Source organism: Streptomyces sp. NPDC111744 (assembly GCF_055634995.1).
Genome location: NZ_JBVKCG010000005.1, coordinates 374312 through 398224, shown reverse-complemented (window position 1 = coordinate 398224; position 23913 = coordinate 374312). Strand labels below are relative to the sequence as shown.

Genomic DNA, 23913 nt, shown 5'->3' with positions numbered 1-23913 from the left:
ACACGGCTGGGGGGCAAGGGGTGGGAGGTGGCCGAAACCGAATCGTGACCCTGGCCGGTTCGGTGCGCCGCGTGCCGAACAGGCGGGGCGGCAGGGTGACCGGACCGGCCGGAGCAGCCGGAGCAGCCGGAGTCCCGAGGATGACCCTCGGCGACGCACGCGAAGCACGCGAAGCACGCGAAGGCGTGACGCTGCTGTTCGTCGCGGTGCTGGAGGTGTCCGTGATCATCGGCGGGAAGCTCTCCGTCGCCTGGGCGATCACGGTGGTCGCCATGTATCTGGTCTTCCTGCTGGCCTACGTGCGCGGCCTGGTGCGCCGCCGCCGGGGACTCCCGGCGCGCGGCTCGGCCACCGGTGTCGATCGCTTCAGCTGATGCGGGTCCCCGTGCCGCTGACGCGGACGCGCGGGTCACCCGCGTGCAGCGTCACCGTGAGTTCGCCGGGGCGGCCCAGGTCCTCGCCCTGGTGCAGGGTGAGGACGGCGTCCTCGGCGACCAGGCCCAGCTCACGGGCGTACGCACCGAACGCGGCGGCCGCGGCACCGGTCGCCGGATCCTCGACGACGCCCCCGACGGGGAACGGGTCGCGGACGTGGAAGACGGTGGCCGACTCGCGCCACACCAACTGGACCGTGGTCAGGTCCAGGCGGTGCATCAGGGCTTCGAGGCGTGCGAAGTCGTACGCGAGATCCGCGAGGCGCGCCCGCGTCGCCGCTGCGAGAACGAGATGGCGGGCACCGGCGAACGCGACCCGGGGCGGGAAGTCCGGGTCGAGATCGCCGGCCGGCCAGCCGAGCGCGGCGAGCGCCTCCGCGAGGTCGGCGTCGGCGATCTCCTCTACGTGCGGCTCGACGCTGGTGAGCGTGGCGGTGACCGTCCCGGCCGCCTCGGTCACCTCCACCGGAACCGTGCCGGCGCGCGTCGCGAACACCAGTTCCCCGGGGCCGATCCGCTCGGCGAGCGCGATCGCGGTCGCGATGGTGGCGTGCCCGCAGAACGGCACCTCGGCCTTCGGGCTGAAGTAACGGATGGTGTAAGCCCGTTCCTCCGAAGAGGCGGTCAGGAACGCGGACTCCGAGTACCCGAGGTCGGCGGCGACGGCCAGCATGCCGGCGTCGTCCATGCCACTGGCGTCCAGTACGACACCGGCGGGGTTCCCACCCTCGGGGCGGCTGGAGAAAGCGGTGTATCGCAGTACCTCGGGGCGCGGCGCATTCGTCGTCATGACCGCCCAACGCGGGGCGCTCTCACGGCTATTCCGGCTATGCCCCCGTACCACCCGGCGTCCGCGCGAACTCGGGCTGGTCGAGCAGGCGCAGCGGCGAGTCAGCCTGCGCGACCTGATGAGCTACCCGATCGTGTGCATGCCGCCCGGCACCGGCCTGCGCGCGGTGTTCGACCAGGCCTGCGCCGCGCAGAACCTCCAACCCGGGATCGCGCTGCAGGCCGGCGCCGCGGATGCCATCGCCCTGATCTGGAAGAGCGCGCACAACCCCTCGGTGCGCGAGCTGCTGGCGCACAGCCGACGGGCATTCACCAGGTCCGACTCCATCCGGCGGTAGCACATTCGAGACGCGGCACCCACTTCAAGGACGGCCGGGGCGGCACCATTACCCACGGCAACGCCCCGTACGTCTACCGGGGTTACAGGGTCGCCTTACATCGGCTTCGGCTTGAAGACCGCGAAGGTCGCGCCCTGCGGGTCGGCGACCACCGACATCCGGCCCGCCATCATCTCGAACGGCGGTGCGAGGACCGTTCCGTTCCGCTTGACCAGGGCGTCCACGGTGGAGTCGACGTCGTCCACCGCGAAGTACGTCAGCCAGTGCGGCGGAACGCCGGGCCGGTCATCGCCGAGCCTGGTGGCACCGCCGACGCCCCTGCCGCCGACGTTCAGCGTCCAGTAGTTCCCCTCGGCGCCCTCCATCGGCCGGATCTCGATCCCGAAGACCTCGCCGTAGAAGCCGGTGGCGCCGGGTACGTCGCTGGTGTTCAGCTCGTTCCAGATCAGCGTGCCCGGCTCGTTGACCAGCCCGGCGCCGTGGAACTCGCCCGGCTGCCACACCCCGAACACCGCGCCCTGCGGGTCGGCGGCGATCAGCATCCGGCCCAGGGAGCCGACGTCCATCACCGGGGCCAGCAGGGTGCCGCCCGCCGAGACGATCGTGTCCTGGGTGGCCTGCGCGTCGGTGCTGGCCAGATAGGTGGTCCATACGGTCGGCGCCTCCGGCTGCCCCTCGGGCCCCATGGAAGGACCGATACCGGCCACCGGCTTGCCCCGCAGCGTGCAGACCGCGTACCCGCCGTACTCACCCGGGCCGGCCTGGCCCTGCCAGCCGAACAGGTCACGGTAGAAGTCCAGCGCGGCCTGCTGGTCCTGCGCCATCAGATCGACCCAGCACGGGGTGCCGGTCGGGTACGGAGTGGTGATCTCGGGCATCTCCAGCCTTCCTGCGCCTTGGGTCCCCCGCCGCCCACCTTCACCGCCCGGCGCCGATCCCGCCACCCGGGCGGCATGAAATGAACCTCCTTGGCCGACGGAGTCCGCCAAGGAGGCCGATGCTCGGTTCACCGGCGAACGGCCGGCAGCCCCAGCCGCCGGTGGTGCCACAGCGCCTGACGGGGAGCTCAGCCGGGCCTGACCGCCATTCCGTGACGACTGCGGCGAGACGTCTGGTCCTGAACCGCGTTGTCGAGCGGACGCGGGCCGGTCGTCAGTCGGGCGCCACTTCTGAGATCAGTTCGCGAACGCGCGTCTCGATCGTGTCGCGGATGGCTCGGGCGGCCTCGACGCCCTGCCCGGCGGGGTCGTCGAGTTGCCAGTCGAGGTACCGCTTGCCGGGGAAGACGGGGCAGGCGTCGCCGCACCCCGTGGTGATCACGACGTCGGACGCCTGGACGGCCTCCACGGTGAGGATCTTCGGGGTCTCGGCGGAGATGTCGATGCCGACCTCGCTCATCGCCTTGACAACGGCCGGGTTGACGGTGTCGGCGGGGGCCGAGCCGGCCGAGCGGACCTCGATGCGGTCGCCCGCGAGATGGGTGAGGAAGGCGGCGGCCATCTGGGAGCGGCCGGCGTTGTGGACGCAGACGAACAGCACCGACGGGCGCGAGGAAGAAGTGCTCATGGTGGGTGACTTCCGTGGGGCATGGTCAGGAGGAGACGGGTTCGGGTTTGCTGATCGCGGGGCGAGCCGGGGCGGCTTGCGGGCCGTAGACGGCGGTCACGGTGCCGAGCCCGAGCGCAGCGCCGAGCACCTGGGCGGCCACGAACGGGGCGACGGAGACGGGCGCGATCCCGGCGAAGGTGTCGGTGAAGGCCCGGCCGACGGTCACCGCCGGGTTCGCGAACGAGGTGGAGGAGGTTAACCAGTAGGCGGCCCCGATGTAGGAGGCCACCGCGATCGGGGCGAGTGCGGCGCGGCCGATCCGGTCCAGGCCGAAGACCAGCAGGATCAACCCGGCCGTGGCGACGACCTCGCCCAGCCACAGGTGCCCGGCGGAGCGCTCATGGGTGGAGAACCTCACCAGTGGCTCGCCGAACATCGTGTCGGCCAGGACCGCGCCGCCGATCGCCCCCGCGATCTGGGCGGGCACATACGCAGCGACGTCCCGCGGTGTGAACCCGTCCGGGGCGTGGCGTTCGGTGAACCAGACGGCGAGGGTGACGGCCGGGTTGAAGTGCGCGCCGGAGACCGGACCGAACACAGTGATCAGCACGCCCAGGCCGAACACGGTGGTGAGGGAGTTGGCGAGCAGTTGCACGCCGACGTCGTGCGACAGCTCGGTGCCTTGGATGCCGGAGCCGACCACCACCGCCACCAGCAGCCCGGTCCCGATCATCTCCGCGGCGACGCGGCGGCCGAGCGGGGCGTTCACGCGTCGGCTCCGGCGCTCTGCCGGGTGGTCAGAAACGCGGCAAGCCGGTCCCCCACAGATCCGAGCATGCCCGCACCAACGCCAGCCCCCGTCCCTCCTCCAGCTCCCAGAGCCCCTCCAACGGAACGGGCGGCTCGGGCGGTTCGAGCGCCGATCCGCAGGGTGCCGGGCGGCGACCAGCGAACCCGCAGGGCGGCGGGCCCCTTCGTATGCCGTACGGCGTTGGAGACCAGCTCGGTGGCGAGCAACTCGGCGACATCGAGGAAGCGGACGAGTCCGTGCGCGGTGAGGACCAGCCGGAGGGTGTGACGGCTGACGGTGACGGCACGGAGGTCGTTGGGGATGGTGAGGGTGTACTCCCAGGCTTCGGGCATGCGTCATCAACTCCGGTGGTGGTGGGGGAATTTCACGCACGGTGGCATTGCCGCAGCCGTCATGGCAGGAGGGAGCGGTGAGCCGAAGCACGGTAGTTGTCACATAGGCAGCCTTGTTGTCACCTGCGAGGTTCGACCGGAAGGTCTCAACTCTTGACGGCCTCTGCGATCTGCTGGGCGGCTTGGGCGGGGGTGAGGTGCGTGGTGTCGATGACCTCGGCCTCGGCGTGCAGCCACGTGCGGGCCGCCTCGGCGTAGGGCTCGAGGTATTGGAGACGGAACGGGGAGTTGGGGCCGAGAACGGTGTCGCCCGCGATGCGCGCGCGTAGGGTGTCCTGGTCGGCATGGAGGACGAAGTGCCGGACCGGAATATCGTGCTGGGTAAGGCCCGAGCTGATCTCGCGCCAGTACTGCTCGACCAGGACGGTCATGGGCATCACCAGGGTTCCGCCGGTGTAGTCGAGGATGCGTCGGGCGGTTTCGACCACGAGGGGCCGCCATGGCGGCCAGTGCTGGAAGTTGTCCGTCGCGGGCAGTCCTGGCTTGATGTCCATGAGTGTCTCGCCGACTTTCTCGGCGTCGAACACCCGGGAGTCCGGGATCAGCTGTTGGACGAGTGCGCTAGTCGTTGTCTTGCCTGCGCCGTGGGTGCCGTTGAGCCATACGATCATGGACTTGACGCTAGCGTCGTGCGGGCCGCGGGGACAGGCAGAGCAGAAGATCTGGTGCGGTCGATCGCCTTGGCGAGTTGCTTGGCGTGGTCTTCGAGTAGCGGCTTGAGGGCGCCGTAGTAGGGCTGGTGGTCCGCTTTGTGGAGCCAGTGGAAGACGTTGTGTCGCTCCCGGGTCCAGATGGCGCGTAGCGCTGGATCGGGTGCGATGTGCGGTGGGCAGGGGGCGAAGTCGGGCTCGCCTTCGGTGGCGCGGGGCCAGATGTAGGCGCTGACGGCCAGGCGTCTGCGGTCGTCGCTGATGGGTTTTCGGTGGCTTGTGAGGACCGGGAGCTGAGCGAGGATGTGCTGCCAGTTCTCGGGTTCCAGGGTCCAGGTGGCGAGGGCCTCGCGTCGGCGCTGGTAGTCGATGACAGGGCCGGCGAGGAGTTCGGCGGTGATGGCGTCGAGGGCCTGTTCGAAGTCGCGGGCCGTACCGCTGTGTCGGAGATGGCGGTTCAGCAGCTGTGTGTAGCCGTTCCTCTTGCCCTGGGGGTTGATCCCGAGGAATTGGGCGGCTTCGTCGAGGCTGCCGCCGCGTGCGCGCCGGACGAGGAAGACCGAGGCACTGCGTCGGCGCATCTTGGGGGCGATGGCCGAGAGGAAGTTGAGGTGATGTTCGGCGAGCGCTTGGGGCAAGAACGCGGGGATGTGTTCGGGTCGCAGGCCGACACCGGTGGAGGGGAGGCGGAGTCCGCCTTTGCCGGTGCGTCGGAAGGTGGGAACGATCGTGACGGCGGCGTGCTGGAAGCGTTCGGAGCATGCGCTGCGGTGCTTCTTGAAGTTCTTGTCCCAAATCAGGTGCCGTGTGGGCGGGATCCCGCTGCGGGTCCGGTTCTCCTCGGGTGCGAGCGCAGAGAGCGCTTCGCGCAGGTCGTCGGCGGCCAAGAGGCGATCGGTGACCTGGAGGAGGCCGGCGCAGGCGAACGCGTCAACGGGCGCCCCAGTGGAGCGGTAGGGACGGGAGTCGGTTCCTTCATGGATGGCGAGGTGCTGGGCGACGGCTTCGGCGAGTTGGCGGGTGGTGCCGACCGGCTGGACGCGCGGCCAGCAGATCATGACCAGTCCCGCGAGCAGGATGAGCTCGGTGAAGTACTGCTGTGCCGGCTGTTTCGGTCCACCCGGCCGGAGTAGTCGAAGGATCCGTAGTCGGGGGTATGGGAGCGGCGCTTCCCGCAGGTCGCGAAGGATATCTTCAGCGGCTGCGAGACGACGTCGACCACGTCGCCGGCGAAGTCCAGGGCCAGCAGCACCCGGCTCTCCTCCAGGCTCTCCGCGCCGTGGTGACGGCCGGTGCTGGTCAGGAACTGCAGGCCAGGACGGTGCCATTGGTCCCGGCGCCAGGTGAAGTGCCGCATCGGGTGGCTCGTGAGCACCGGTTCCTGTACGAGATCGTGCACCGAGCAGGACGCATCGTCCCCGCCTGCCCGCCACGAGACCGTCCACCGTCTCGTCCAGTCGTCGCCCAGATCCAGGCCGGACCTGCCCGCGTCGACGTCCGTCGGCACGAAAAGGTCCTCCCAGCTGCACTGATGCGACCAGACGGGTCCGGTGTCAGCGGGTTCGGCTACTCTTCCCGACCCAGCACGTGTAGCGGACATGAGCTCATCGAAGCGCTGTGGAGAACCTCAGGCTCCCGATCTTCGTTTCTGGTGACAGAAAGACTGCTGAATGAGCGTCTGTGACAAGTCGGATGCCTCGTGTGGCAACCAGGCTGCCTCGACCATCCCCGTTTGCCAGCTCAGCCGGTGCCGTGACAACTTCTGAGCTTCGGCTCATGAATCGGGTCACCATCGTGCGCGCAGCACGCCGTCGCTGTCGGGTAGAACGGCTTGGAGCAGTGGACTGCGTTCGTCGGTGTAGAGGGACAGGGCGCGGGCCGCTCGCGCGTCGGCTACCAGGGCAGCGAGCTCCTGGTACTGGGTCTCATCGACGGTCACGTCTCTGATCGTTCCGTCCTTCGTCTCCCAGACGAACTCGATGTGCCATTCGGACGGCAGTGCGGTCAGGACCGCGCCGACGTCGGGTTGCAGGTCGGGCCAGACGGTCAGCAGGGCGCGCGGGCCGAGACCGGCGCGCACCGTGTTGAGGTTTTCCGTGGTGAGACGGTGCCAGCGTGTGGCGTTGACGATGTGGGTTTCCTCCAGGAGCAGGCCCTGTCGCCTCGCCAGCTCGGTGCGTACCGTCGCCCAGAAGCCTTCGTCGGCGGCTTCTGTCACCTCTGGTTCCGCGGCGTAGGGGGAAGCCACCAGCGGTTCCGCGAAGAGGCCGAGTTCCCGCGTACGGGCCACGGCGTCCGTGCAGGGTCGGTCGCTGCCCACGTACACGTACTGGTCCCATCCGACGTGCACGGTAAAAACGTCTCCCGCCTCCAGCCGACACCAGGCGCCCTGCTCACGGAGCATGACGCGGATCAGCTCCAGGGCCACCGCCAAGGAGACCTCGGCCCCGTCGTGGTAACCGGTGAGGTCAGCCGGGAAGAGACCGCTAAGACCGTGTCCCTCGACCGCCGGCTGGGCACCGAAGTGGACGAGCCCGGTGACGGAGGGCTCACGGATCTCCAGCCGGTCGATGCCCGCAGCTTCCGCGAACGCGGAGATTGCCTCCAGGTACGCGGCCTCGACTGGCCCGTGGTCACTGACCGCCTCCTCCGCGCCCCGGTAGCTGCCGTGCTCGTCACGGTCGGCGGGGTCGTACTTCGTGATCCGGTGAACGAAGGCAGGCGGCACGCTACTCCTAGACAAGGTGGAAGGTAGCGCCAGCGTAGGTCCCGAGCCGAACTCGCAGTTCCCAGTTCCGCCGCACAGCCCGACAGATCTTTCTGGTGACAGAAAGACTGCCGAATGGGCGCCTGTGACAAGTCGGATGCCTCGCGTGTGACAACCAGGCTGCCTCGGTCATCCCCATTCACCAGCTCAGCCGGTCCCGCTGGTGACAACTCCTGAGCTTCGGCTCAAGCGGTGCGCTTCCGCTGCGTGTGCGTTGCGTCACCGACGGTAGGGGTAATCTGTTACCCGTGGGCAAGCTGATCGTGTGATCCGCCCCCGAAAGAGGAGAGCAACGCATGGTCCAGCGGCGCGAACCAACGGCACGTCAGGTGCGCCTGGGGACTGAGCTCCGGAGGCTCCGCGAGGCGGCGGGCATGAACGCCGCGCAGGCCGCGGCGCTTCTCGGGGCGAACAGGGTCCAGATCAGCCACATCGAGTTGGGGCTCACGGGCGTGAGCGAGGAGCGGGTGCGCCGACTGGCATCCCATTACGCCTGTACGGACGCGGAGTTCGTCGAGGCCCTGGTCCTGATGGCCACCGATCGGACGCGGGGCTGGTGGGAGGAGTACCGGGGGCTGTTGCCCACGTCATTCATGGATCTCTCGGAGCTCGACCACCATGCTGCGTTTCAGAAGGATGTGGCCATTCTGTACGTGCCGGGCTTGCTTCAGACGGAGGACTACGCGCGTGCGGTCTTCTCCTCCCGCCTGCCGGAACTGACCCACGAGGAGCTTGAATTGCGGGTCAGCCACCGCATGACACGCCAGACCAAGGTCGGCTTCCCGCACGAGGTTGTGATCCACGAGGCTGCTCTACGCATCAGAGTCGGCGATCGCGCTTCCGCTCGGGCGCAACTCATCCGGCTCCTGGAACTGTCAGAGGCGGATCGCATCACGTTGCGGGTCATCCCCTTCGACCTGGATGGCTTTGCCGTGGCGTCGAGCACTATGACGTACGTGGGCGGCCCAGTCCCCAAGCTGGACACGGTCTCGCGTGACGCCCCACATGGCTCGCTTTTCCTCGATTCCGAGGCCCAGCTCAGTACTTATCGAACGCGCTTCCGTAGAGTAGAAGAGGTTTCGCTTGAACCGGATCGGTCGCGCGAGTTCATCCACAAGCTGGTGAAAGAGCTGTGAGGGGTCATATGGACAACTGGCGGAAGTCGTCCTACTCCGGCGAGGGCGACGGCAACAACTGCGTGGAAGTGGCCACCACCCTCACCCACACAGCCATCCGCGACTCCAAAACCCCCACCCGAGCCACCCTCACCTTCCCCACTCCCGCCTTCGCCACCTTCCTCGGCGCCCTGAAGGGGGCCTCCCACCACCCGGCCGGGTAAGTAAACAGGGGAGGACCCCTGTCGGCGCCCGAGCGTTGGGTGGGCCCTGCCTGGAGAGGCGGCCCTGGTTACAGCCGACTCGCACCCGCAGGTCCTTTCCCCGCCCGCCTCCACTGTCACACCTCACCGGTACCGTCGGTTCATGGCTCAGCAGACGGGGACCCCCACCGGCGAACGACGACTCGCCACCGTCGAAGGCGTGCTCGAACGCATCACCTACGCCAATGAGGAGAACGGGTACACGGTCGCCCGTGTCGACACCGGCAGAGGCGCCGGTGACCTCCTCACCGTCGTCGGCGCGCTGCTCGGCGCCCAGGTGGGGGAGTCGCTGCGGATGGAGGGGCGGTGGGGGTCGCATCCCCAGTACGGCAAGCAGTTCACCGTCGAGAACTACACGACCGTGCTGCCGGCCACCGTCCAGGGCATCCGGCGTTACCTCGGCTCGGGTCTCGTCAAGGGCATCGGGCCGGTCTTCGCCGATCGGATCACCCAGCACTTCGGCATGGACACCCTCCGGATCATCGAGGAGGAGCCGAAGCGGCTGATCGAGGTCCCCGGCCTCGGTCCCAAGCGCACCAAGAAGATCGCCGACGCCTGGGAGGAGCAGAAGGCGATCAAGGAGGTGATGCTGTTCCTGCAGACCGTCGAGGTGTCCACGTCCATTGCGGTCCGCATCTACAAGAAGTACGGGGACGCCTCCATCTCCGTCGTGAAGAACCAGCCCTACCGGCTCGCCGCCGACGTCTGGGGCATCGGGTTCCTCACCGCCGACAAGATCGCCCAGTCCGTCGGGATTCCCCATGACAGTCCGGAGCGGGTCAAGGCGGGGCTGCAGTACGCCCTGTCCCAGTCCGCCGACCAGGGGCACTGCTATCTCCCCGAGGAGCGGCTGATCGCGGACGCGGTCAAGCTGCTCCAGGTCGACACCGGATTGGTCATCGACTGCCTCGCCGAGCTGGCCGCACCGCCCGAGGACGGGGAGGACCCGGGTGTCGTACGGGAGAAGCTGCCCGGGCCCACCCCCGACGCCGAACCGGTCACCGCCGTCTACCTCGTTCCCTTCCACCGGGCGGAAGTGGCGCTCGCCTCACAGCTGTTGCGGCTGCTCCGGACCGGCGACGACCGTATGCCGTCGTTCCGGAACGTCGCCTGGGACAAGGCTCTCGCCTGGCTGAAGGACCGGACCGGCGCCGACCTCGCCCCCGAGCAGGAGGCCGCCGTCAGGCTCGCGCTGACCGAGAAGGTCGCCGTGCTGACCGGCGGGCCGGGCTGCGGCAAGTCGTTCACCGTGAGGTCGATCGTGGAGCTGGCCCGGGCCAGGCGTGCCAAGGTGGTGCTCGCCGCCCCCACCGGCCGTGCCGCCAAGCGGCTCGCCGAGCTGACCGGCGCCGAGGCCTCCACCGTGCACCGCCTGCTGGAGCTGAAGCCCGGCGGTGACGCGGCCTACGACCGGGACCGGCCGCTCGATGCCGACCTGGTCGTGGTCGACGAGGCGTCGATGCTCGATCTCCTCCTCGCCAACAAGCTGGTGAAGGCCGTGCCTCCCGGTGCGCACCTCCTCTTCGTCGGGGACGTCGACCAGTTGCCCAGCGTCGGGGCGGGGGAGGTGCTCCGCGATCTGCTCGCCGAGGACAGTCCCGTCCCCGCCGTCCGTCTCACCCGAGTCTTCCGGCAGGCCCAGCAGTCGGGGGTGGTGACCAACGCGCACCGGATCAACGCGGGGCAGCATCCGGTCACCGACGGCATGAAGGACTTCTTTCTCTTCGTGGAAGACGAGACCGAGGAGGCGGGGCGGCTCACCGTCGACGTCGCCGCCCGTCGGATTCCGGCCAAGTTCGGGCTCGATCCCCGGCGGGATGTGCAGGTGCTCGCGCCCATGCACCGGGGGCCGGCGGGAGCGGGCGTGCTCAACGGGCTCCTTCAGCAGGCCATCACGCCCGGCCGGCCCGACCTCGCCGAGAAGCGGTTCGGCGGGCGGGTCTTCCGGGTCGGCGACAAGGTCACCCAGATTCGCAACAACTACGAGAAGGGCAAGAACGGGGTCTTCAACGGCACCGTGGGTGTGGTCACCTCGCTCGACCCGGTCGACCAGCGCCTCACGGTGCTGACCGACGAGGACGAGGAGGTCCCGTACGAGTTCGACGAACTGGACGAACTGGCCCATGCCTACGCGGTGACCATCCACCGTTCGCAGGGAAGTGAATATCCCGCCGTGGTGATCCCGGTCACCACCGGAGCCTGGATGATGCTCCAACGGAACCTCATCTACACGGCGGTCACCCGGGCCAAGCAGCTGGTCGTTCTCGTCGGTTCACGCAAGGCGATCGGTCAGGCGGTGCGCACGGTGTCGGCCGGTCGGCGCTGTACGGCACTGGACTTCCGGCTCCGCGACGGCTCCGCGACGGCCCATAGGCGGGCCGTAGAGGACTCCTCCAGGTCCATCACAAAAAATGATCGATCAAATGAGTCGTGAAGGTCACAGAGCACTTCCAGATGGGGAAGCAACGGGGCAGGATGAGCAGGTTGGCGGCACTGAGTGCCGCCGATGGGCCTAATGGTCGACCCCGAGTGCACTCTCCTGAGCCAAATGGGGGATGGTAGAGACAGTCAGGGCACCTCGAAGATGAGGCACTACGTCGGTGAGGGAAGACGTGAGCGACAACTCTGTAGTACTGCGGTACGGCGACGGCGAGTACACCTACCCGGTGGTTGACAGCACCGTCGGCGACAAGGGCTTCGACATCGGGAAGCTCCGCGCCCAGACCGGTCTGGTGACCCTGGACAGCGGATACGGCAACACTGCCGCCTACAAATCTGCCATTACTTACCTCGACGGCGAGGCGGGCATCCTTCGGTACCGCGGCTACCCGATCGAGCAGCTGGCGGAGCGCTCCACCTTCCTGGAGGTGGCGTATCTGCTGATCAACGGTGAGCTGCCGACCGTCGACGAGCTCACCGCGTTCAAGAACGAGATCACGCGGCACACCCTGCTGCACGAGGACGTCAAGAACTTCTACCGGGGCTTCCCGCGTGACGCCCACCCGATGGCCATGCTGTCGTCGGTCGTCTCGGCGCTGTCCACCTTCTACCAGGACAGTCACAACCCGTTCGACGCGAAGCAGCGCGACCTCTCCACCATCCGGCTGCTCGCCAAGCTTCCGACGATCGCCGCGTACGCGTACAAGAAGTCGGTCGGCCACCCGTTCGTCTACCCGCGCAACGACCTCTCCTACGTGGAGAACTTCCTGCGCATGACGTTCTCGGTGCCGGCGCAGGACTACGAGCTCGACCCGGTCGTCGTCTCGGCGCTCGACAAGCTGCTGATCCTGCACGCCGACCACGAGCAGAACTGTTCGACGTCGACGGTCCGTCTGGTCGGCTCGTCGCAGGCGAACATGTTCGCGTCGATCTCCGCCGGTATCTCCGCCCTCTGGGGACCCCTGCACGGCGGCGCCAACCAGTCCGTCCTGGAGATGCTGGAGGGCATCCAGGCGAACGGCGGCGACGTCGACTCCTTCATCCGCAAGGTGAAGAACAAGGAGGACGGCGTCCGTCTGATGGGCTTCGGCCACCGGGTCTACAAGAGCTTCGACCCGCGCGCCAAGATCATCAAGGCCGCCGCGCACGACGTCCTCTCCGCCCTGGGCAAGTCCGACGAGCTGCTGGACATCGCCCTGAAGCTGGAGGAGCACGCGCTCTCCGACGACTACTTCGTCTCGCGCAACCTCTACCCGAACGTCGACTTCTACACCGGCCTGATCTACCGCGCCATGGGCTTCCCGACCGAGATGTTCACGGTCCTGTTCGCCCTCGGCCGGCTGCCGGGCTGGATCGCCCAGTGGCAGGAAATGATCAAGGAGCCGGGCTCCCGCATCGGCCGCCCGCGCCAGATCTACACGGGCGTCGTCGAGCGCGACTTCGTGCCGGTCGAGAAGCGCTGACACCAGCCGGTCACCGGTCAGGGGGCGCCGTCTCGGCGGTGCCCCCGCCGCACGGGCAAAACAGAAGGCGCCCTGGAGCGCCGGTCCCCCCACGGGCCGGCGACCAGGGCGCCTTCCCGTGTCCCGGTGCGGATTCCCCCCACGGGATCCGGCCGGGCGCTCGGTATGGCAGCGCCTGAATTCGCTGCTTTGAGCACAACGAGCAGAACTCGCCGTACTGCATGTCGTGCTCCAGTGATGCGGTGCGATCTGCCGGGACCCGTACGGCATGGGAGGGCCGCTCAAAGCTTCCCGTCGTACGTGTCCCGGCAACGCATCTCTGAGGAAGTCCCCCAAGACATCCTCAGATGCCAGGTCAGCGCCCCCCAAGACGCTGGTCTGACATCGCCAACTTAGACCTTCGAACCCCTTCGATGGTTACGTTCACATCACTGTGATCTGCGTCTCTTGCATATGTCCGTTAGATGCGCAAGAGCCCCGATACGGCGATCGGAGCTCAAGCGTAAGGATGATGCGCGAGCCTTGTGAAGAGCTTATGTGAGGTGCGCGTTGGACTCCAGGGGGACTTCCGCATCCGCTGCCGCGAACCGGCGGTAACTTCAGCGGAAGGTGCGCAGCCGCAGGCTGTTGGTCACCACGAACACGGACGAGAAGGCCATCGCTGCCCCCGCGATCATCGGATTGAGCAGCCCGGCGGCGGCCAGTGGGAGCGCGGCCACGTTGTAGCCGAAGGCCCACACGAGGTTGCCCTTGATGGTGGCGAGAGTCCGCCGGGAGAGCCGGATCGCGTCCGCCGCCACCCGCAGATCGCCGCGCACCAGGGTCAGATCGCCGGCCTCGATCGCCGCGTCCGTCCCCGTGCCCATCGCGAGCCCCAGATCGGCGGCGGCCAGTGCGGCCGCGTCGTTGACGCCGTCGCCGACCATGGCGACCGTGCGCCCCTCGCGCTGCAGCCGTCGTACGACGTCCACCTTCTCCTCGGGCAGCACCTCGGCGATGACCTCGTCGATCCCGGTCGCCCGGGCGACCGACTCGGCCACCGCCCGGTTGTCCCCGGTCAGCAGCACCGGCGTCAGCCCGAGCGCGCGCAGTTCGCGTACCGCCTCGGCGCTGGTCTCCTTGACCGTGTCGGCTACGGCGAGGACGCCGCGCGCCTGCCCGTCCCAGCCGGCCAGGACCGCCGTACGACCCTCCCGCTCGGCCCGGGAACGGGCGGTGGCCAACTCCTCCGGTACGGCGTCGAAGAGGCGCCCCACGGCCACCTCGCGGCCGTCCACGCGCCCGCGCACGCCCCGCCCGGGTACGTTCTCGAAGTGCTCGGCCGGCGGCAGGGCCCCGACCCGCTCCTCGGCCCCCGCGGCGATCGCCCGCGCCACCGGATGCTCGGAGGCATGTTCGAGCGCGCCCGCGAGCCGCAGCACCTCGTCCTTGTCGGCGCCTTCGGCGACGTACACCTCCTGGAGGCTCATCCGCCCGGTGGTCACCGTGCCGGTCTTGTCGAGCACGACGGTGTCGACCCGGCGCGTGGACTCCAGCACCTCCGGCCCCTTGATGAGGATGCCGAGCTGCGCGCCCCGCCCGGTGCCGACCATCAGCGCGGTCGGCGTGGCCAGGCCCAGGGCGCACGGGCAGGCGATGATCAGCACGGCGACGGCGGCCGTGAACGCGGCGGCCGTGTCACCGGTGAAGCCCAGCCAGACCCCGAAGGTGCCGAGCGCGATCAGGATGACGGCGGGGACGAAGACGGCGGATATCCGGTCGGCCAGCCGCTGCACCTCGGCCTTGCCGTTCTGCGCGTCCTCCACCAGCTTCGCCATCCGCGCGAGCCGGGTGTCGGCCCCGACCCGGCCGGCCTCGACGACCAGCCGCCCGCCCGCGTTGACGGTCGCGCCCGTGACGGCGTCGCCCACACTCACGTCCACCGGCACGGACTCGCCGGTCAGCATGGACGCGTCCACGGCGGAGGCACCCTCGACCACCGTCCCGTCGGTCGCGATCTTCTCCCCGGGCCGTACGACGAACCGGTCGCCGACCGCAAGGGACGCCACCGGAACCCGCACCTCGCGCCCGCCCCGCAGCACCGCCACATCCTTGGCGCCCAGCTCCATCAGCGCCCGCAGGGCGGCCCCCGCGCGCCGCTTGGAGCGGGCCTCCAGATAGCGGCCGAGCAGGATCAGCGCGACGACCCCGGAGGCGACTTCGAGGTAGATCGACGCCCCCCCGATACCGCCCCCCGTGCCGCCGTCCATCCGCGAGACGGTGAACCGGAACTCGTCGTGCATGCCGGGCATGCCCGCGTCTCCGAAGAACAGCGCCCACAGCGACCAGCCGAACGCGGCCAGCGTGCCGACCGAGACCAGGGTGTCCATGGTGGCCGCGCCGTGCCGGGCGTTGGTCCAGGCGGCCCGGTGGAACGGCAGGCCGCCCCAGACGACGACCGGAGCGGCGAGCGTCAGGGACAGCCACTGCCAGTTGTCGAACTGCCACGCCGGAACCATGGCGAGCAGCGCGACCGGCGCGGCCAGCAGGGCGGAGACGAACAGGCGCCGGCGGAGGGCGGCGAGTTCGGGATCCCGCTCGGGCCGGGCTTCCTGTTCGGGCTCCGGCTCCGGTGGCGTGGGCTCCTCGGCGGTGTACCCGGTCTTCACGACCGTGGCGATCAGATCGGCGACCTGTACCCCCTCGGGGTATGTCACCCTCGCCTTCTCGGTCGCGTAGTTCACGGTGGCGGTGACGCCGTCCATGCGGTTGAGCTTCTTCTCGACCCGGGCGGCACAGGAGGCGCAGGTCATACCGCCGATGAGGAGCTCGACCTCGGCCACCGGGGCGGCGGCCTGCTCGGCTATCTGTGTCTCTGCGGTGGTGGTGCTGGTCATGTCCGGACTCCAGGCAACGGATCGGACCGCACGGATCCAGTATCAGCTGGTCGGCACGGCCCGGCGGAGAGATGCGTTTCCGTCGTACGTACTGCTCGTGCTGCTCGTGCCCTTGACCTCAGATACGGCCGACGAGCTCGAAGCCCGCCTCGTCGACGGCGGCGCGGACCGCCTCCTCGTCGAGCGGGGCCGCGGAGACGACCGTGACCTCACCGCTGGCCGCGACGGCCTTCACCGAGCTGACGCCGGGCAGTTCGGCGATCTCGGCGGAGACGGAACCCTCGCAGTGTCCGCAGCTCATGCCGGTCACCTTGTAGACGGCGGTCACGGAGCCGGGGGTGTCGGTCTGGGCGGTCATGTCGTTCTCCTCGTGGAGGCGTGTGGGGCCGGTGGGGCCCGCGAGGGAACCCCACTGTTTTCACAGTATACCCCTAGGGGGTATTTATCCAAGAGGAGTCCCGGCGCGCCAGCGAGCTGACCCAGGCGATGCCGAGCAGCGAGACGAGCACCAGCAGTCCGACCGAGAACAGTGTGAAGAGGTGCTCCTGTGTCGCGGTGGGGCGCGGGATGTACCCCTCGGCGAACAACCGCCTCTCCAGTCCGGTACCCGCCAGTTGCGCGACCAGCCAGATCGCGATGCCGTGCGTGGAGTCCCACAGGGCGTGCAGCAGGGCCACACCGAGACAGGTGCCCACGACCGGGCGGGTGAGGCGGAAGCGGCCGTTCGGGCGACGGCGGGAGAGCAGGGCACCGCCGGCGATCGCCGTCCACAGGCCGTGCCCGAAGGGGGCCGGCACTCCGCGCAGTATCTCCGTCTCGATCAGCGCTCGCAGATCGATGCCCTCGGTGGAGACCGCCGCGTTGAAGGCGTAGCCGGCGCTCTCCAGGGCCGCGAAGCCGAAGCCGACGGCGGCGCCGAGCACCAGCCCGGCCCGTATGCCCCGGATGCCGGGCAGTCGGCTCAGCACGAACATCAGCGCGCCGAGCTTCACCGCCTCCTCGATCAGGCCGACGGCCACGAACATCACCCAGGAGGGGTGGACCAGGTAGTACTCCATGACGGAGGCGCCCAGCACGCCGAGCGTGCCGCCGGTCAGGAAGCAGCCGAGGATCGCGCTGACGCCGAGGTCGCGGCCGTGCCGCTCGTACGCCCACAGCACGAAGGAGACCGGGACGAGAAAGCTGCCGAGCAGGATGAGCGTCGGCAGCAGCGTGGTGTTCTTCGTCGTGTACGTCGCCACCGCGGTCAGCGCCCACAGGGCGAACCCACCGCCGAGGCAGCGCTTCCACAGGCCGGCGCGGATACGGGGGTACGGCGGTGGCGGCTGCTGCGGACCGGGAATACGGGCCTGCGGCCGGCGGGGCGACGGAGAGTGGGTCACGGCGTGGTCCCCCTGGGGTGTCCTGCGGGTGCGGATGACGCTTGACGGGACGGGACTGGGGTGAACTGGGGCGATTACCCGCACTTTAGGCATATGTGCGGGATGTCGCAGTCCGAGGAGGGTGAGGGGGCACCCCCGGTCCAGGCGATGCCACGCACGGAGCGGACACGGTGAGGGCGCGCGGCGGGCCCGCCCCAACGGACGCCGTGCCGTGCCGATATACGGCTCCGCCGCGCGCCGGACAGCCCCACGGTCGCCGTCCCGTCACCGCTGACCGCGGCGGCGATCGGGGCGCGACCGCCCCCCGAGCCGGAACCGGCGCTGCACGACCGCCCCCGGGCCGCCTAGCCTTCGCGCAGCCCCCGAAAGGAGCACGCGCGCATGCGAGCAGTCGTCTTCGAGCGCTACGGCACCCTCGCCGAAGTACGGGACGTCCCTGACCCCCACCCCGCCCCGCACGGAGTGGTGGTCCGTGTCGAGGCCACCGGCCTGTGCCGGAGCGACTGGCACGGCTGGGCGGGCCACGACCCGGACATCACGCTTCCGCATGTGCCCGGTCATGAACTCGCCGGTGTGGTCGAGGCGGTCGGCGCCCAGGTGACCGGCCGGCGCCCCGGCGACCGGGTCACCGTCCCCTTTGTCTGCGCCTGCGGCAGCTGTCCGTTCTGCTCGGCCGGCGACCAGCAGGTCTGCGAACGCCAGACCCAGCCCGGTTTCACGCACTGGGGCTCCTTCGCCCAGTACGTGGCCCTGGACCACGCCGACGTCAACCTGGTGGCGATCCCGGAGGACATGGCGTACGCGACGGCGGCCTCCCTGGGCTGCCGCTTCGCCACGGCGTTCCGTGCGGTGGTGCAGCGGGGCAGGGTCGCGGCGGGGGAGTGGGTGTCGGTGTACGGCTGCGGAGGCGTGGGCCTGTCGGCGGTGATGATCGCGGCGGCCGCCGGAGCCCGGGTGGTGGCGATCGACGTATCGCCCCAAGCCCTTGACCTGGCAAGGAGCTTCGGCGCGGCACACTGCGTGGACGCGACGGACGGCGACGACCCGGCGGCGACGGTCCGCGAGCTGAGCGCCGGGGGAGCCCATCTCTCCCTGGACGCCCTCGGCTCACCGCCCACCGCCGCCGCCTCGGTCAACTCCCTTCGCCGCCGCGGCCGTCACGTCCAGGTGGGCCTGCTGCCCTCCCCGGACGGCAACACCCCCGTACCCCTGGCCCGCGCGCTCGCCCTGGAACTCGAACTCCTGGGCAGCCACGGCATGGCGGCGCACGCCTACCCCGCCATGCTCGAACTGGTCCGCGCGGGCACTCTCCGCCCCGACCTCCTGGTGACCTCGACGATCACCCTGGACGCGGCCCCGCAGGCCCTGGCGGCGATGGGCGGGGCGCCGGGGGCGGGGGTGACGGTCATCGAGCCGTGGGCCTGAGCCTCCCGCGCCCGCCCCCGACGGACCGGGCGGGCGCGGTTCAGAACTCGCTGCGGTTTCTGTTGCCCGGTCGGGAGGCGACCCAGGCCCGGACCGTGTCGGCGTACCAGTAGGGCTTGCCCCTCTCGACGTGGTCGGGTGGCGGGAGCAGCCCGTGTTTGCGATACGAGCGGACGGTGTCGGGCTGCACCCGGATGTGTGCCGCGATCTCCTTGTAGGACCAGAGCCGTCGGTCGGTCATGAGATGCACCTCCCTGCGCGCACCGCGGGGGCGACCGGAGTCGGTCGTCGGGGGGCCGGGCGCTGCGCTGGCGATCACAAAGCCTGTGCCCGGTGAACGACGGAGAGTGACCGTGAGTCAGCTGCTGTGGACCTGATGTGACCGAAAGCCCGCGTAGGTGCGACATGTGTGACACAAGAGAGGCTTTTGTGACACGGCTGGGGCACAGGCGCGTGCCGGTGTGTCGGCGGGGCGCGTTGACATGCGGGCGAGCGGTGCGGACGGCCGGACCGCTATGCCCAGGGCCCGCCCCTCCGCCCACTCTCGTCCGAATGTCCGGACAAACCATTGACACGACCTCCTGTCCAGGACTACAAACCGGGGGAGAGCCGTGACGAAGGGAAGCCGATGGCGTACGACCTGATCACCATGGGGCGGATCGGGGTGGACCTCTATCCGCTCCAGGCCGGTGTCCCGCTCGCCCAGGTGTCGTCCTTCGGCAAGTTCCTCGGCGGGTCGGCGACGAACGTGGCCGTGGCGGCCGCCCGCCTCGGCCGGAACACCGCCGTCATCACCCGCACCGGGGCGGACGCCTTCGGCGCCTATCTGCACGAGGCGCTGCGCGACTACGGCGTGGACGACCGCTGGGTCACCGCCGTGCCCGGGCTGAACACCCCGGTCACCTTCTGCGAGATCTTCCCGCCCGACGACTTCCCGCTGTACTTCTACCGGCAGCCCAAGGCCCCGGACCTGGAGATCGACGCCCACGACCTGGACCTCGACGCCGTCCGGGACGCCCGTATCTTCTGGGTCACCGGCACCGGCCTGAGCGAGGAGCCCAGCCGTACGGCGACCCTCGCGGCCCTCGCCCACCGGGCCAAGGCCGGGACCACCGTCTTCGACCTCGACTGGCGGCCGATGTTCTGGCAGGACCCGGACGCGGCCCGCCCCTTCTACGCCGAGGCCCTCAAGCACACCACCGTCGCCGTCGGCAATCTCGACGAGGTCGAGGTGGCGACCGGCGTGCGGGAGCCGCAGGCCGCCGCCCAGGCCCTCCTGGACGCCGGCGTCGAGATCGCCGTCGTCAAGCAGGGGCCCAAGGGCGTCCTCGCCGTCCACCGCGACGGCGACTCCGCCGAGGTGCCACCGCTGCCCGTGCACGTCCTCAACGGGCTCGGCGCCGGTGACGCCTTCGGCGGCTCCCTCTGCCACGGCCTCCTCGAAGGCTGGGACCTGGAGAAGATCATGCGGCACGCCAACGCGGCCGGCGCCATCGTCGCCTCCCGCCTGGAGTGCTCCTCCGCCATGCCGACCGGCGAAGAGATCGCGGCCGCGCTCGCCGCCGGAGCCGTGCTGTGAGGGCCGGCCGCGTCGCGGGCGCGCACCACGACGGCACAGCCCCCGCCAGGCAGCCGGGCGTGGACATCGCGGCCCTGGTCCACACCCGCACCCACCACCCCGAGGCCATCGCCGAGGCGGCCACGCGAAGAACCCGCCGTCCGCTCCTCGAAGAGGACGGCAGGCTGATGATCGTCGCCGCCGACCACCCGGCCCGCGGCGCCCTCGGCGTGGGCGGCGACAAGCTCGCCATGGCCAACCGGGCGGAACTGCTGGAGCGGCTCTGCCTGGCCCTGTCCCGGCCCGGTGTCGACGGCGTCCTCGCCACCGCCGACATCCTCGACGACCTGCTGCTGCTCGGCGTCCTCGACGGCAAGGTCGTCATGGGCTCGATGAACCGCGGCGGACTGCAGGGCGCCCGGTTCGAACTCGACGACCGGTTCACCGGCCACCGCGCCGAGGACATACAGCGCCTCGGGTTCGACGCCGGCAAGCTGCTGCTGCGGATCGACTACGACGACCCGGGCTCCCTGACCACCCTGGAGTCCACCGCCCGCGCCATCGACGACATGGCCGCGCGCCGACTCCCCGTCTTCGTCGAGCCGTTCATCAGCCGCCGCACCACCGAGGGCAAGGTCAGGAACGACCTGTCCGCCGAGGCGGTCACCCGGTCCATCGCCATCGCCTCGGGTCTTGGCGGCACTTCGGCCTACACCTGGCTGAAGCTCCCCGTCACCGACAACCCCGACGACATGGCCCAGGTCATGGAGACGTCCAGCCTGCCCGCAGTGCTCCTGGGCGGGGAGGTCGGGGACGACCAGGACGGTGCCTACGAGAAGTGGCGCAGCGCCCTCCAACTCCCCACCGTGCGCGGCCTGGTGGTCGGCCGCTCGCTGCTGTACCCGGCGGACGGCGACGTGGCCGCCGCCGTGGACACCGCCGTAGGACTTCTGTGAGGCCCTGATGACGACCAACGAGCTGCACCTGAGCAAGGGTGTGACCGCGAACGCCCAGTACGTGCTCGACATCGACCCCAAGCGGGCCGGCTGGGCGCACAGCAGCCTCCGGATCGTCGAACTGCCGCCTGGCGGTAGCCACTTGTTCACCACCGGGGACAGTGAGTGGATCGTGCTTCCGCTGCAAGGCGGTTGTACGGTGCGAACAGAGGGAACAGAGTTCCAGATCCTGGGCCGGGAGAGCGTGTTCGCCGGAGTCTCCGACTTCGTCTACGTGCCCCGGGACACCCAGGTCCAGATCGCCTCCGGCGCGGGAGGCCGCTTCGCCCTGGCAGGAGCGAAGTGCGAGCGACGACTCCCCGCCCGCTACGGCCCCGCGCCGGAGGTCCCCGTCGAAGACCGCGGCAGCGGCACCAACGCCCGCCGGGTGCGCAACTTCGCCTCCGCCGACTCCTTCGACTGCGACAAGCTGATCGCCGTGGAGGTGATCACCCCCGGCGGCAACTGGTCCTCGTACCCGGCGCACAAGCACGACGAGCACCGGCCCGGCGAGGAGTCGGAGCTGGAGGAGATCTACTACTTCGAGATCGACGGACCGAACGGTTTCGGCTATCAGCGCGTATTCCCCTCCCGTGAGGGCGGTACGGACGTCCTCGCCGAGGTCCGCTCCGGCGATGTCGTGCTGGTCCCCGACGGATGGCACGGCCCGTCGATCGCGCAGCCCGGCCACGACATGTACTACCTGAACGTCATGGCGGGGCCCGGTGAGACGCGGGAGTGGCGGATCTGCTTCCACCCGGCCCACGTAGAAAGCGCAGAGGGGTATCGATGACGATACGGCTCACCGTCGCGCAGGCGCTTGTCCGCTTCCTCGCCGCCCAGTACACCGAACGGGACGGTGAGCGCCGCCGCCTGATCGGCGCCGTCTGGGGCATCTTCGGCCACGGCAACGTGGCCGGCCTCGGCCAGGCCCTCCTGGAGTACGCGGACGACATGCCCTACCACCAGGGCCGTAACGAACAGGCCATGGTGCACGCGGCCGTCGGCTACGCGCGTCAGTCGAACCGTCTCGCCACACACGCCGTCACCACCTCCATCGGCCCCGGCGCCACCAACCTCGTCACCGGCGCCGCCCTCGCGACGATCAACCACCTCCCGGTCCTGCTCCTCCCCGGCGACGTCTTCGCGACCCGCCCCGCCGACCCGGTCCTCCAGCAGCTCGAAGTACCGAACGCCGCCGATGTGTCGGTCAACGACACCCTGCGCCCGGTGTCCAGGTTCTTCGACCGGATCACCCGCCCCGAGCAACTGATCCCGTCGGCCCTGCACGCCATGCGCGCGCTCACCGACCCCGTCGACACCGGCGCCGTGACCCTGGCGCTCCCGCAGGACATCCAGGCCGAGGCGTACGACTGGCCGGAGGAGTTCTTCGCGGAGCGGGTGTGGACCGTACGGCGGCCGGGCGCCGACCCCGTCGAACTCGCCGCCGCCGTAAGGGCGATCAGGGATGCCCGCCGACCCCTGCTCATCGCGGGCGGCGGTGTCCACCACAGCCGCGCCGAAGCCGTCCTCGCCGAGTTTGCGGAGGCCACCCGCATCCCGGTCGCCGCCACCCAGGCCGGCAAGGGCTCGCTGCGCTGGGACCACCCGCAGGACGTCGGAGGCGTCGGCCACACCGGCACCGCCACCGCCGACGAACTCGCCCGCACCGCCGACCTGGTGATCGGCGTCGGCACCCGCTACACCGACTTCACCACGGCCTCCGGCACCCTCTTCGAGAACCCGGACGTCCGCTTCCTCAACCTCAACATCGCGCCCTACGACGGTCACAAGCTCGCCGGCCTGCCCCTGATCGCCGACGCCCGCAGCGGCCTCGCCGAACTCACCCAGGCGCTGGTCCTGCACGACCACAGGGCGGCCGACTCGTACGTCACCGAGTACACCGAGGACAAGGAGCGCTGGGAACAGCGCGTCGACGCCTGCTACGAGGCCGAGGAACCGGACATCCGGCCGACCCAGCCCCAGGTCCTGGGCGCCCTGGACGCGCTCGTCGACGAGACGGACGTACTGGTCAACGCGGCCGGCTCCCTCCCCGGCGACCTGCACAGGATGTGGCGGACCCGGTCGCAGGACCAGTACCACGTGGAGTACGGCTACTCGTGCATGGGCTACGAGATCCCGGCCGCCATCGGGGTGAAACTCGCGGCGCCCGAGCGGAACGTCTGGGCGCTGGTCGGCGACGGCACGTATCTGATGATGCCGACCGAGATAGTGACCGCCGTGCAGGAGGGGACAGCCATCAAGGTGCTGCTGGTGCAGAATTACGGCTACGCCTCCATCGGCGGACTGTCCGAGTCGGTGGGCGGCGAGCGGTTCGGCACCGCGTACCGCTTCCCCGCGGACGACGGCACCTTCACCGGCGCCCCGCTCCCCGTCGACCTCGCCGCCAACGCGGCCAGCCTCGGCATGCGCGTACTGCGCGCCAAGACCGTCCGTGACCTGCGCTCGGCGCTCGCCGAGGCGCGGGCCGCCGACACTCCCACATGTGTCTACGTGGAGACCGAAACGGCCGACACTGTGTCGGGCCCGCCTCCCGCGCAGGCCTGGTGGGATGTACCTGTGGCCGAGACCGCGACCCGATCGTCCGCGGTCAAGGCACGTGAGCTGTACGAACGGCACGTCTCCACCCGACGCCGCCATCTGTGAA

22 protein-coding genes and 2 pseudogenes are annotated in these 23913 nt (G+C 69.8%); 11 read left to right on the top strand and 13 right to left on the bottom strand.

All coding sequences use genetic code 11. The features are described 5' to 3' along the window. Positions 1 to 140: 140 nt before the first annotated feature. Complete coding sequence (locus tag ACZ7OO_RS14505) at positions 141 to 374, top strand: hypothetical protein (protein ID WP_471504763.1); 234 nt, start codon at positions 141 to 143, stop codon at positions 372 to 374. Here the strand turns inward: ACZ7OO_RS14505 and ACZ7OO_RS14500 are convergent. After that, positions 367 to 1224: a PhzF family phenazine biosynthesis protein gene (locus ACZ7OO_RS14500; protein ID WP_471504762.1), complete on the bottom strand. Its 858-nt coding sequence runs from the start codon at positions 1222 to 1224 to the stop codon at positions 367 to 369. The two genes, ACZ7OO_RS14505 and ACZ7OO_RS14500, sit on opposite strands and share 8 nt — an antisense overlap. Before the next feature lie 91 nt (positions 1225 to 1315). On the opposite strand from ACZ7OO_RS14500, the pseudogene ACZ7OO_RS14495 reads away from it, so the two are divergent. Further along, a pseudogene (locus ACZ7OO_RS14495) lies at positions 1316 to 1561 on the top strand (LysR family transcriptional regulator); the annotation flags it as partial. A 95-nt stretch (positions 1562 to 1656) separates the two neighbouring features. Here ACZ7OO_RS14495 and ACZ7OO_RS14490 read toward each other — a convergent pair. From ACZ7OO_RS14490 to ACZ7OO_RS14455, 8 genes and pseudogenes are all read right to left on the bottom strand, one after another. Beyond that, positions 1657 to 2439 (bottom strand): VOC family protein, encoded by a 783-nt coding sequence (locus ACZ7OO_RS14490; RefSeq protein WP_471504760.1) that lies wholly within the window; start codon positions 2437 to 2439, stop codon positions 1657 to 1659. A gap of 274 nt (positions 2440 to 2713) precedes the next feature. Further along, entirely contained in the window at positions 2714 to 3127 is a 414-nt protein-coding gene (locus ACZ7OO_RS14485) for an arsenate reductase ArsC (RefSeq protein WP_471504759.1), read from the bottom strand. Between the two features lie 25 nt (positions 3128 to 3152). After that, positions 3153 to 3878 carry an aquaporin gene (locus tag ACZ7OO_RS14480; RefSeq protein ID WP_471504757.1) on the bottom strand — a complete coding sequence of 242 codons (726 nt, stop codon included), beginning with the start codon at positions 3876 to 3878 and terminating at the stop codon, positions 3153 to 3155. 28 nt (positions 3879 to 3906) lie between these two features. Beyond that, positions 3907 to 4252 (bottom strand): annotated as a pseudogene (locus ACZ7OO_RS14475) (ATP-binding protein). A gap of 146 nt (positions 4253 to 4398) precedes the next feature. Then, positions 4399 to 4923 carry an AAA family ATPase gene (locus tag ACZ7OO_RS14470; protein ID WP_471504755.1) on the bottom strand — a complete coding sequence of 175 codons (525 nt, stop codon included), beginning with the start codon at positions 4921 to 4923 and terminating at the stop codon, positions 4399 to 4401. Continuing rightward, entirely contained in the window at positions 4920 to 6020 is a 1101-nt protein-coding gene (locus ACZ7OO_RS14465; RefSeq protein ID WP_471504754.1) for a hypothetical protein, read from the bottom strand. The genes ACZ7OO_RS14470 and ACZ7OO_RS14465 overlap by 4 nt, the downstream gene beginning before the upstream one ends. Next, on the bottom strand, positions 6017 to 6469 hold the full coding sequence (locus ACZ7OO_RS14460; RefSeq protein ID WP_471504753.1) for a hypothetical protein: 453 nt from the start codon (positions 6467 to 6469) through the stop codon (positions 6017 to 6019). The genes ACZ7OO_RS14465 and ACZ7OO_RS14460 overlap by 4 nt, the downstream gene beginning before the upstream one ends. A gap of 279 nt (positions 6470 to 6748) precedes the next feature. Next, complete coding sequence (locus ACZ7OO_RS14455; protein WP_471504751.1) at positions 6749 to 7690, bottom strand: RNA-binding protein; 942 nt, start codon at positions 7688 to 7690, stop codon at positions 6749 to 6751. A gap of 335 nt (positions 7691 to 8025) precedes the next feature. On the opposite strand from ACZ7OO_RS14455, the gene ACZ7OO_RS14450 reads away from it, so the two are divergent. The 4 genes from ACZ7OO_RS14450 to ACZ7OO_RS14435 all read left to right on the top strand — a co-directional run bounded on the left by ACZ7OO_RS14450 (position 8026) and on the right by ACZ7OO_RS14435 (position 13009). Continuing rightward, positions 8026 to 8865 (top strand): DUF5753 domain-containing protein, encoded by an 840-nt coding sequence (locus ACZ7OO_RS14450; protein WP_471504750.1) that lies wholly within the window; start codon positions 8026 to 8028, stop codon positions 8863 to 8865. Positions 8866 to 8873: 8 nt separating this feature from the next. After that, positions 8874 to 9068, top strand: a complete 195-nt coding sequence (locus tag ACZ7OO_RS14445) for a DUF397 domain-containing protein (protein ID WP_471504748.1) — start codon at positions 8874 to 8876, stop codon at positions 9066 to 9068. Between the two features lie 142 nt (positions 9069 to 9210). Further along, a complete protein-coding gene (gene recD2 / locus ACZ7OO_RS14440; RefSeq protein WP_471504747.1) occupies positions 9211 to 11541 on the top strand; it encodes an SF1B family DNA helicase RecD2 in 2331 nt (776 codons plus the stop codon). A 178-nt stretch (positions 11542 to 11719) separates the two neighbouring features. Further along, positions 11720 to 13009 (top strand): citrate synthase, encoded by a 1290-nt coding sequence (locus ACZ7OO_RS14435; RefSeq protein WP_471504745.1) that lies wholly within the window; start codon positions 11720 to 11722, stop codon positions 13007 to 13009. A gap of 599 nt (positions 13010 to 13608) precedes the next feature. On the opposite strand, the gene ACZ7OO_RS14430 is transcribed toward ACZ7OO_RS14435, so the two are convergent. The 3 genes from ACZ7OO_RS14430 to ACZ7OO_RS14420 form a co-directional block, all read right to left on the bottom strand. Continuing rightward, on the bottom strand, positions 13609 to 15885 hold the full coding sequence (locus ACZ7OO_RS14430) for a heavy metal translocating P-type ATPase (protein ID WP_471504743.1): 2277 nt from the start codon (positions 15883 to 15885) through the stop codon (positions 13609 to 13611). Positions 15886 to 16003: 118 nt separating this feature from the next. Next, on the bottom strand, positions 16004 to 16243 hold the full coding sequence (locus ACZ7OO_RS14425) for a heavy-metal-associated domain-containing protein (RefSeq protein ID WP_471504741.1): 240 nt from the start codon (positions 16241 to 16243) through the stop codon (positions 16004 to 16006). Positions 16244 to 16316: 73 nt separating this feature from the next. After that, positions 16317 to 17267, bottom strand: a complete 951-nt coding sequence (locus ACZ7OO_RS14420) for a PrsW family intramembrane metalloprotease (RefSeq protein WP_471504739.1) — start codon at positions 17265 to 17267, stop codon at positions 16317 to 16319. Between the two features lie 381 nt (positions 17268 to 17648). On the opposite strand from ACZ7OO_RS14420, the gene ACZ7OO_RS14415 reads away from it, so the two are divergent. After that, positions 17649 to 18692, top strand: coding sequence for a zinc-dependent alcohol dehydrogenase family protein (locus tag ACZ7OO_RS14415; RefSeq protein WP_471504737.1), 1044 nt, complete (start codon positions 17649 to 17651; stop codon positions 18690 to 18692). A 40-nt stretch (positions 18693 to 18732) separates the two neighbouring features. Here the strand turns inward: ACZ7OO_RS14415 and ACZ7OO_RS14410 are convergent, their stop codons facing one another. Continuing rightward, a complete protein-coding gene (locus ACZ7OO_RS14410) occupies positions 18733 to 18933 on the bottom strand; it encodes a helix-turn-helix transcriptional regulator (RefSeq protein WP_471504735.1) in 201 nt (66 codons plus the stop codon). Between the two features lie 387 nt (positions 18934 to 19320). On the opposite strand from ACZ7OO_RS14410, the gene iolC reads away from it, so the two are divergent. Genes iolC through iolD form a run of 4 tightly spaced genes read left to right on the top strand, consistent with a single transcriptional unit; the run spans position 19321 to position 23912 of the window. Next, on the top strand, positions 19321 to 20271 hold the full coding sequence (iolC, locus tag ACZ7OO_RS14405; RefSeq protein ID WP_471504733.1) for a 5-dehydro-2-deoxygluconokinase: 951 nt from the start codon (positions 19321 to 19323) through the stop codon (positions 20269 to 20271). Positions 20272 to 20330: 59 nt separating this feature from the next. After that, positions 20331 to 21206 (top strand): Cgl0159 family (beta/alpha)8-fold protein, encoded by an 876-nt coding sequence (locus ACZ7OO_RS14400; RefSeq protein ID WP_471504935.1) that lies wholly within the window; start codon positions 20331 to 20333, stop codon positions 21204 to 21206. Positions 21207 to 21213: 7 nt separating this feature from the next. After that, positions 21214 to 22038, top strand: coding sequence for a 5-deoxy-glucuronate isomerase (gene iolB / locus ACZ7OO_RS14395; RefSeq protein ID WP_471504731.1), 825 nt, complete (start codon positions 21214 to 21216; stop codon positions 22036 to 22038). Next, positions 22035 to 23912 carry a 3D-(3,5/4)-trihydroxycyclohexane-1,2-dione acylhydrolase (decyclizing) gene (gene iolD, locus ACZ7OO_RS14390; RefSeq protein WP_471504729.1) on the top strand — a complete coding sequence of 626 codons (1878 nt, stop codon included), beginning with the start codon at positions 22035 to 22037 and terminating at the stop codon, positions 23910 to 23912. The genes iolB and iolD overlap by 4 nt, the downstream gene beginning before the upstream one ends. Position 23913 lies beyond the last annotated feature (1 nt).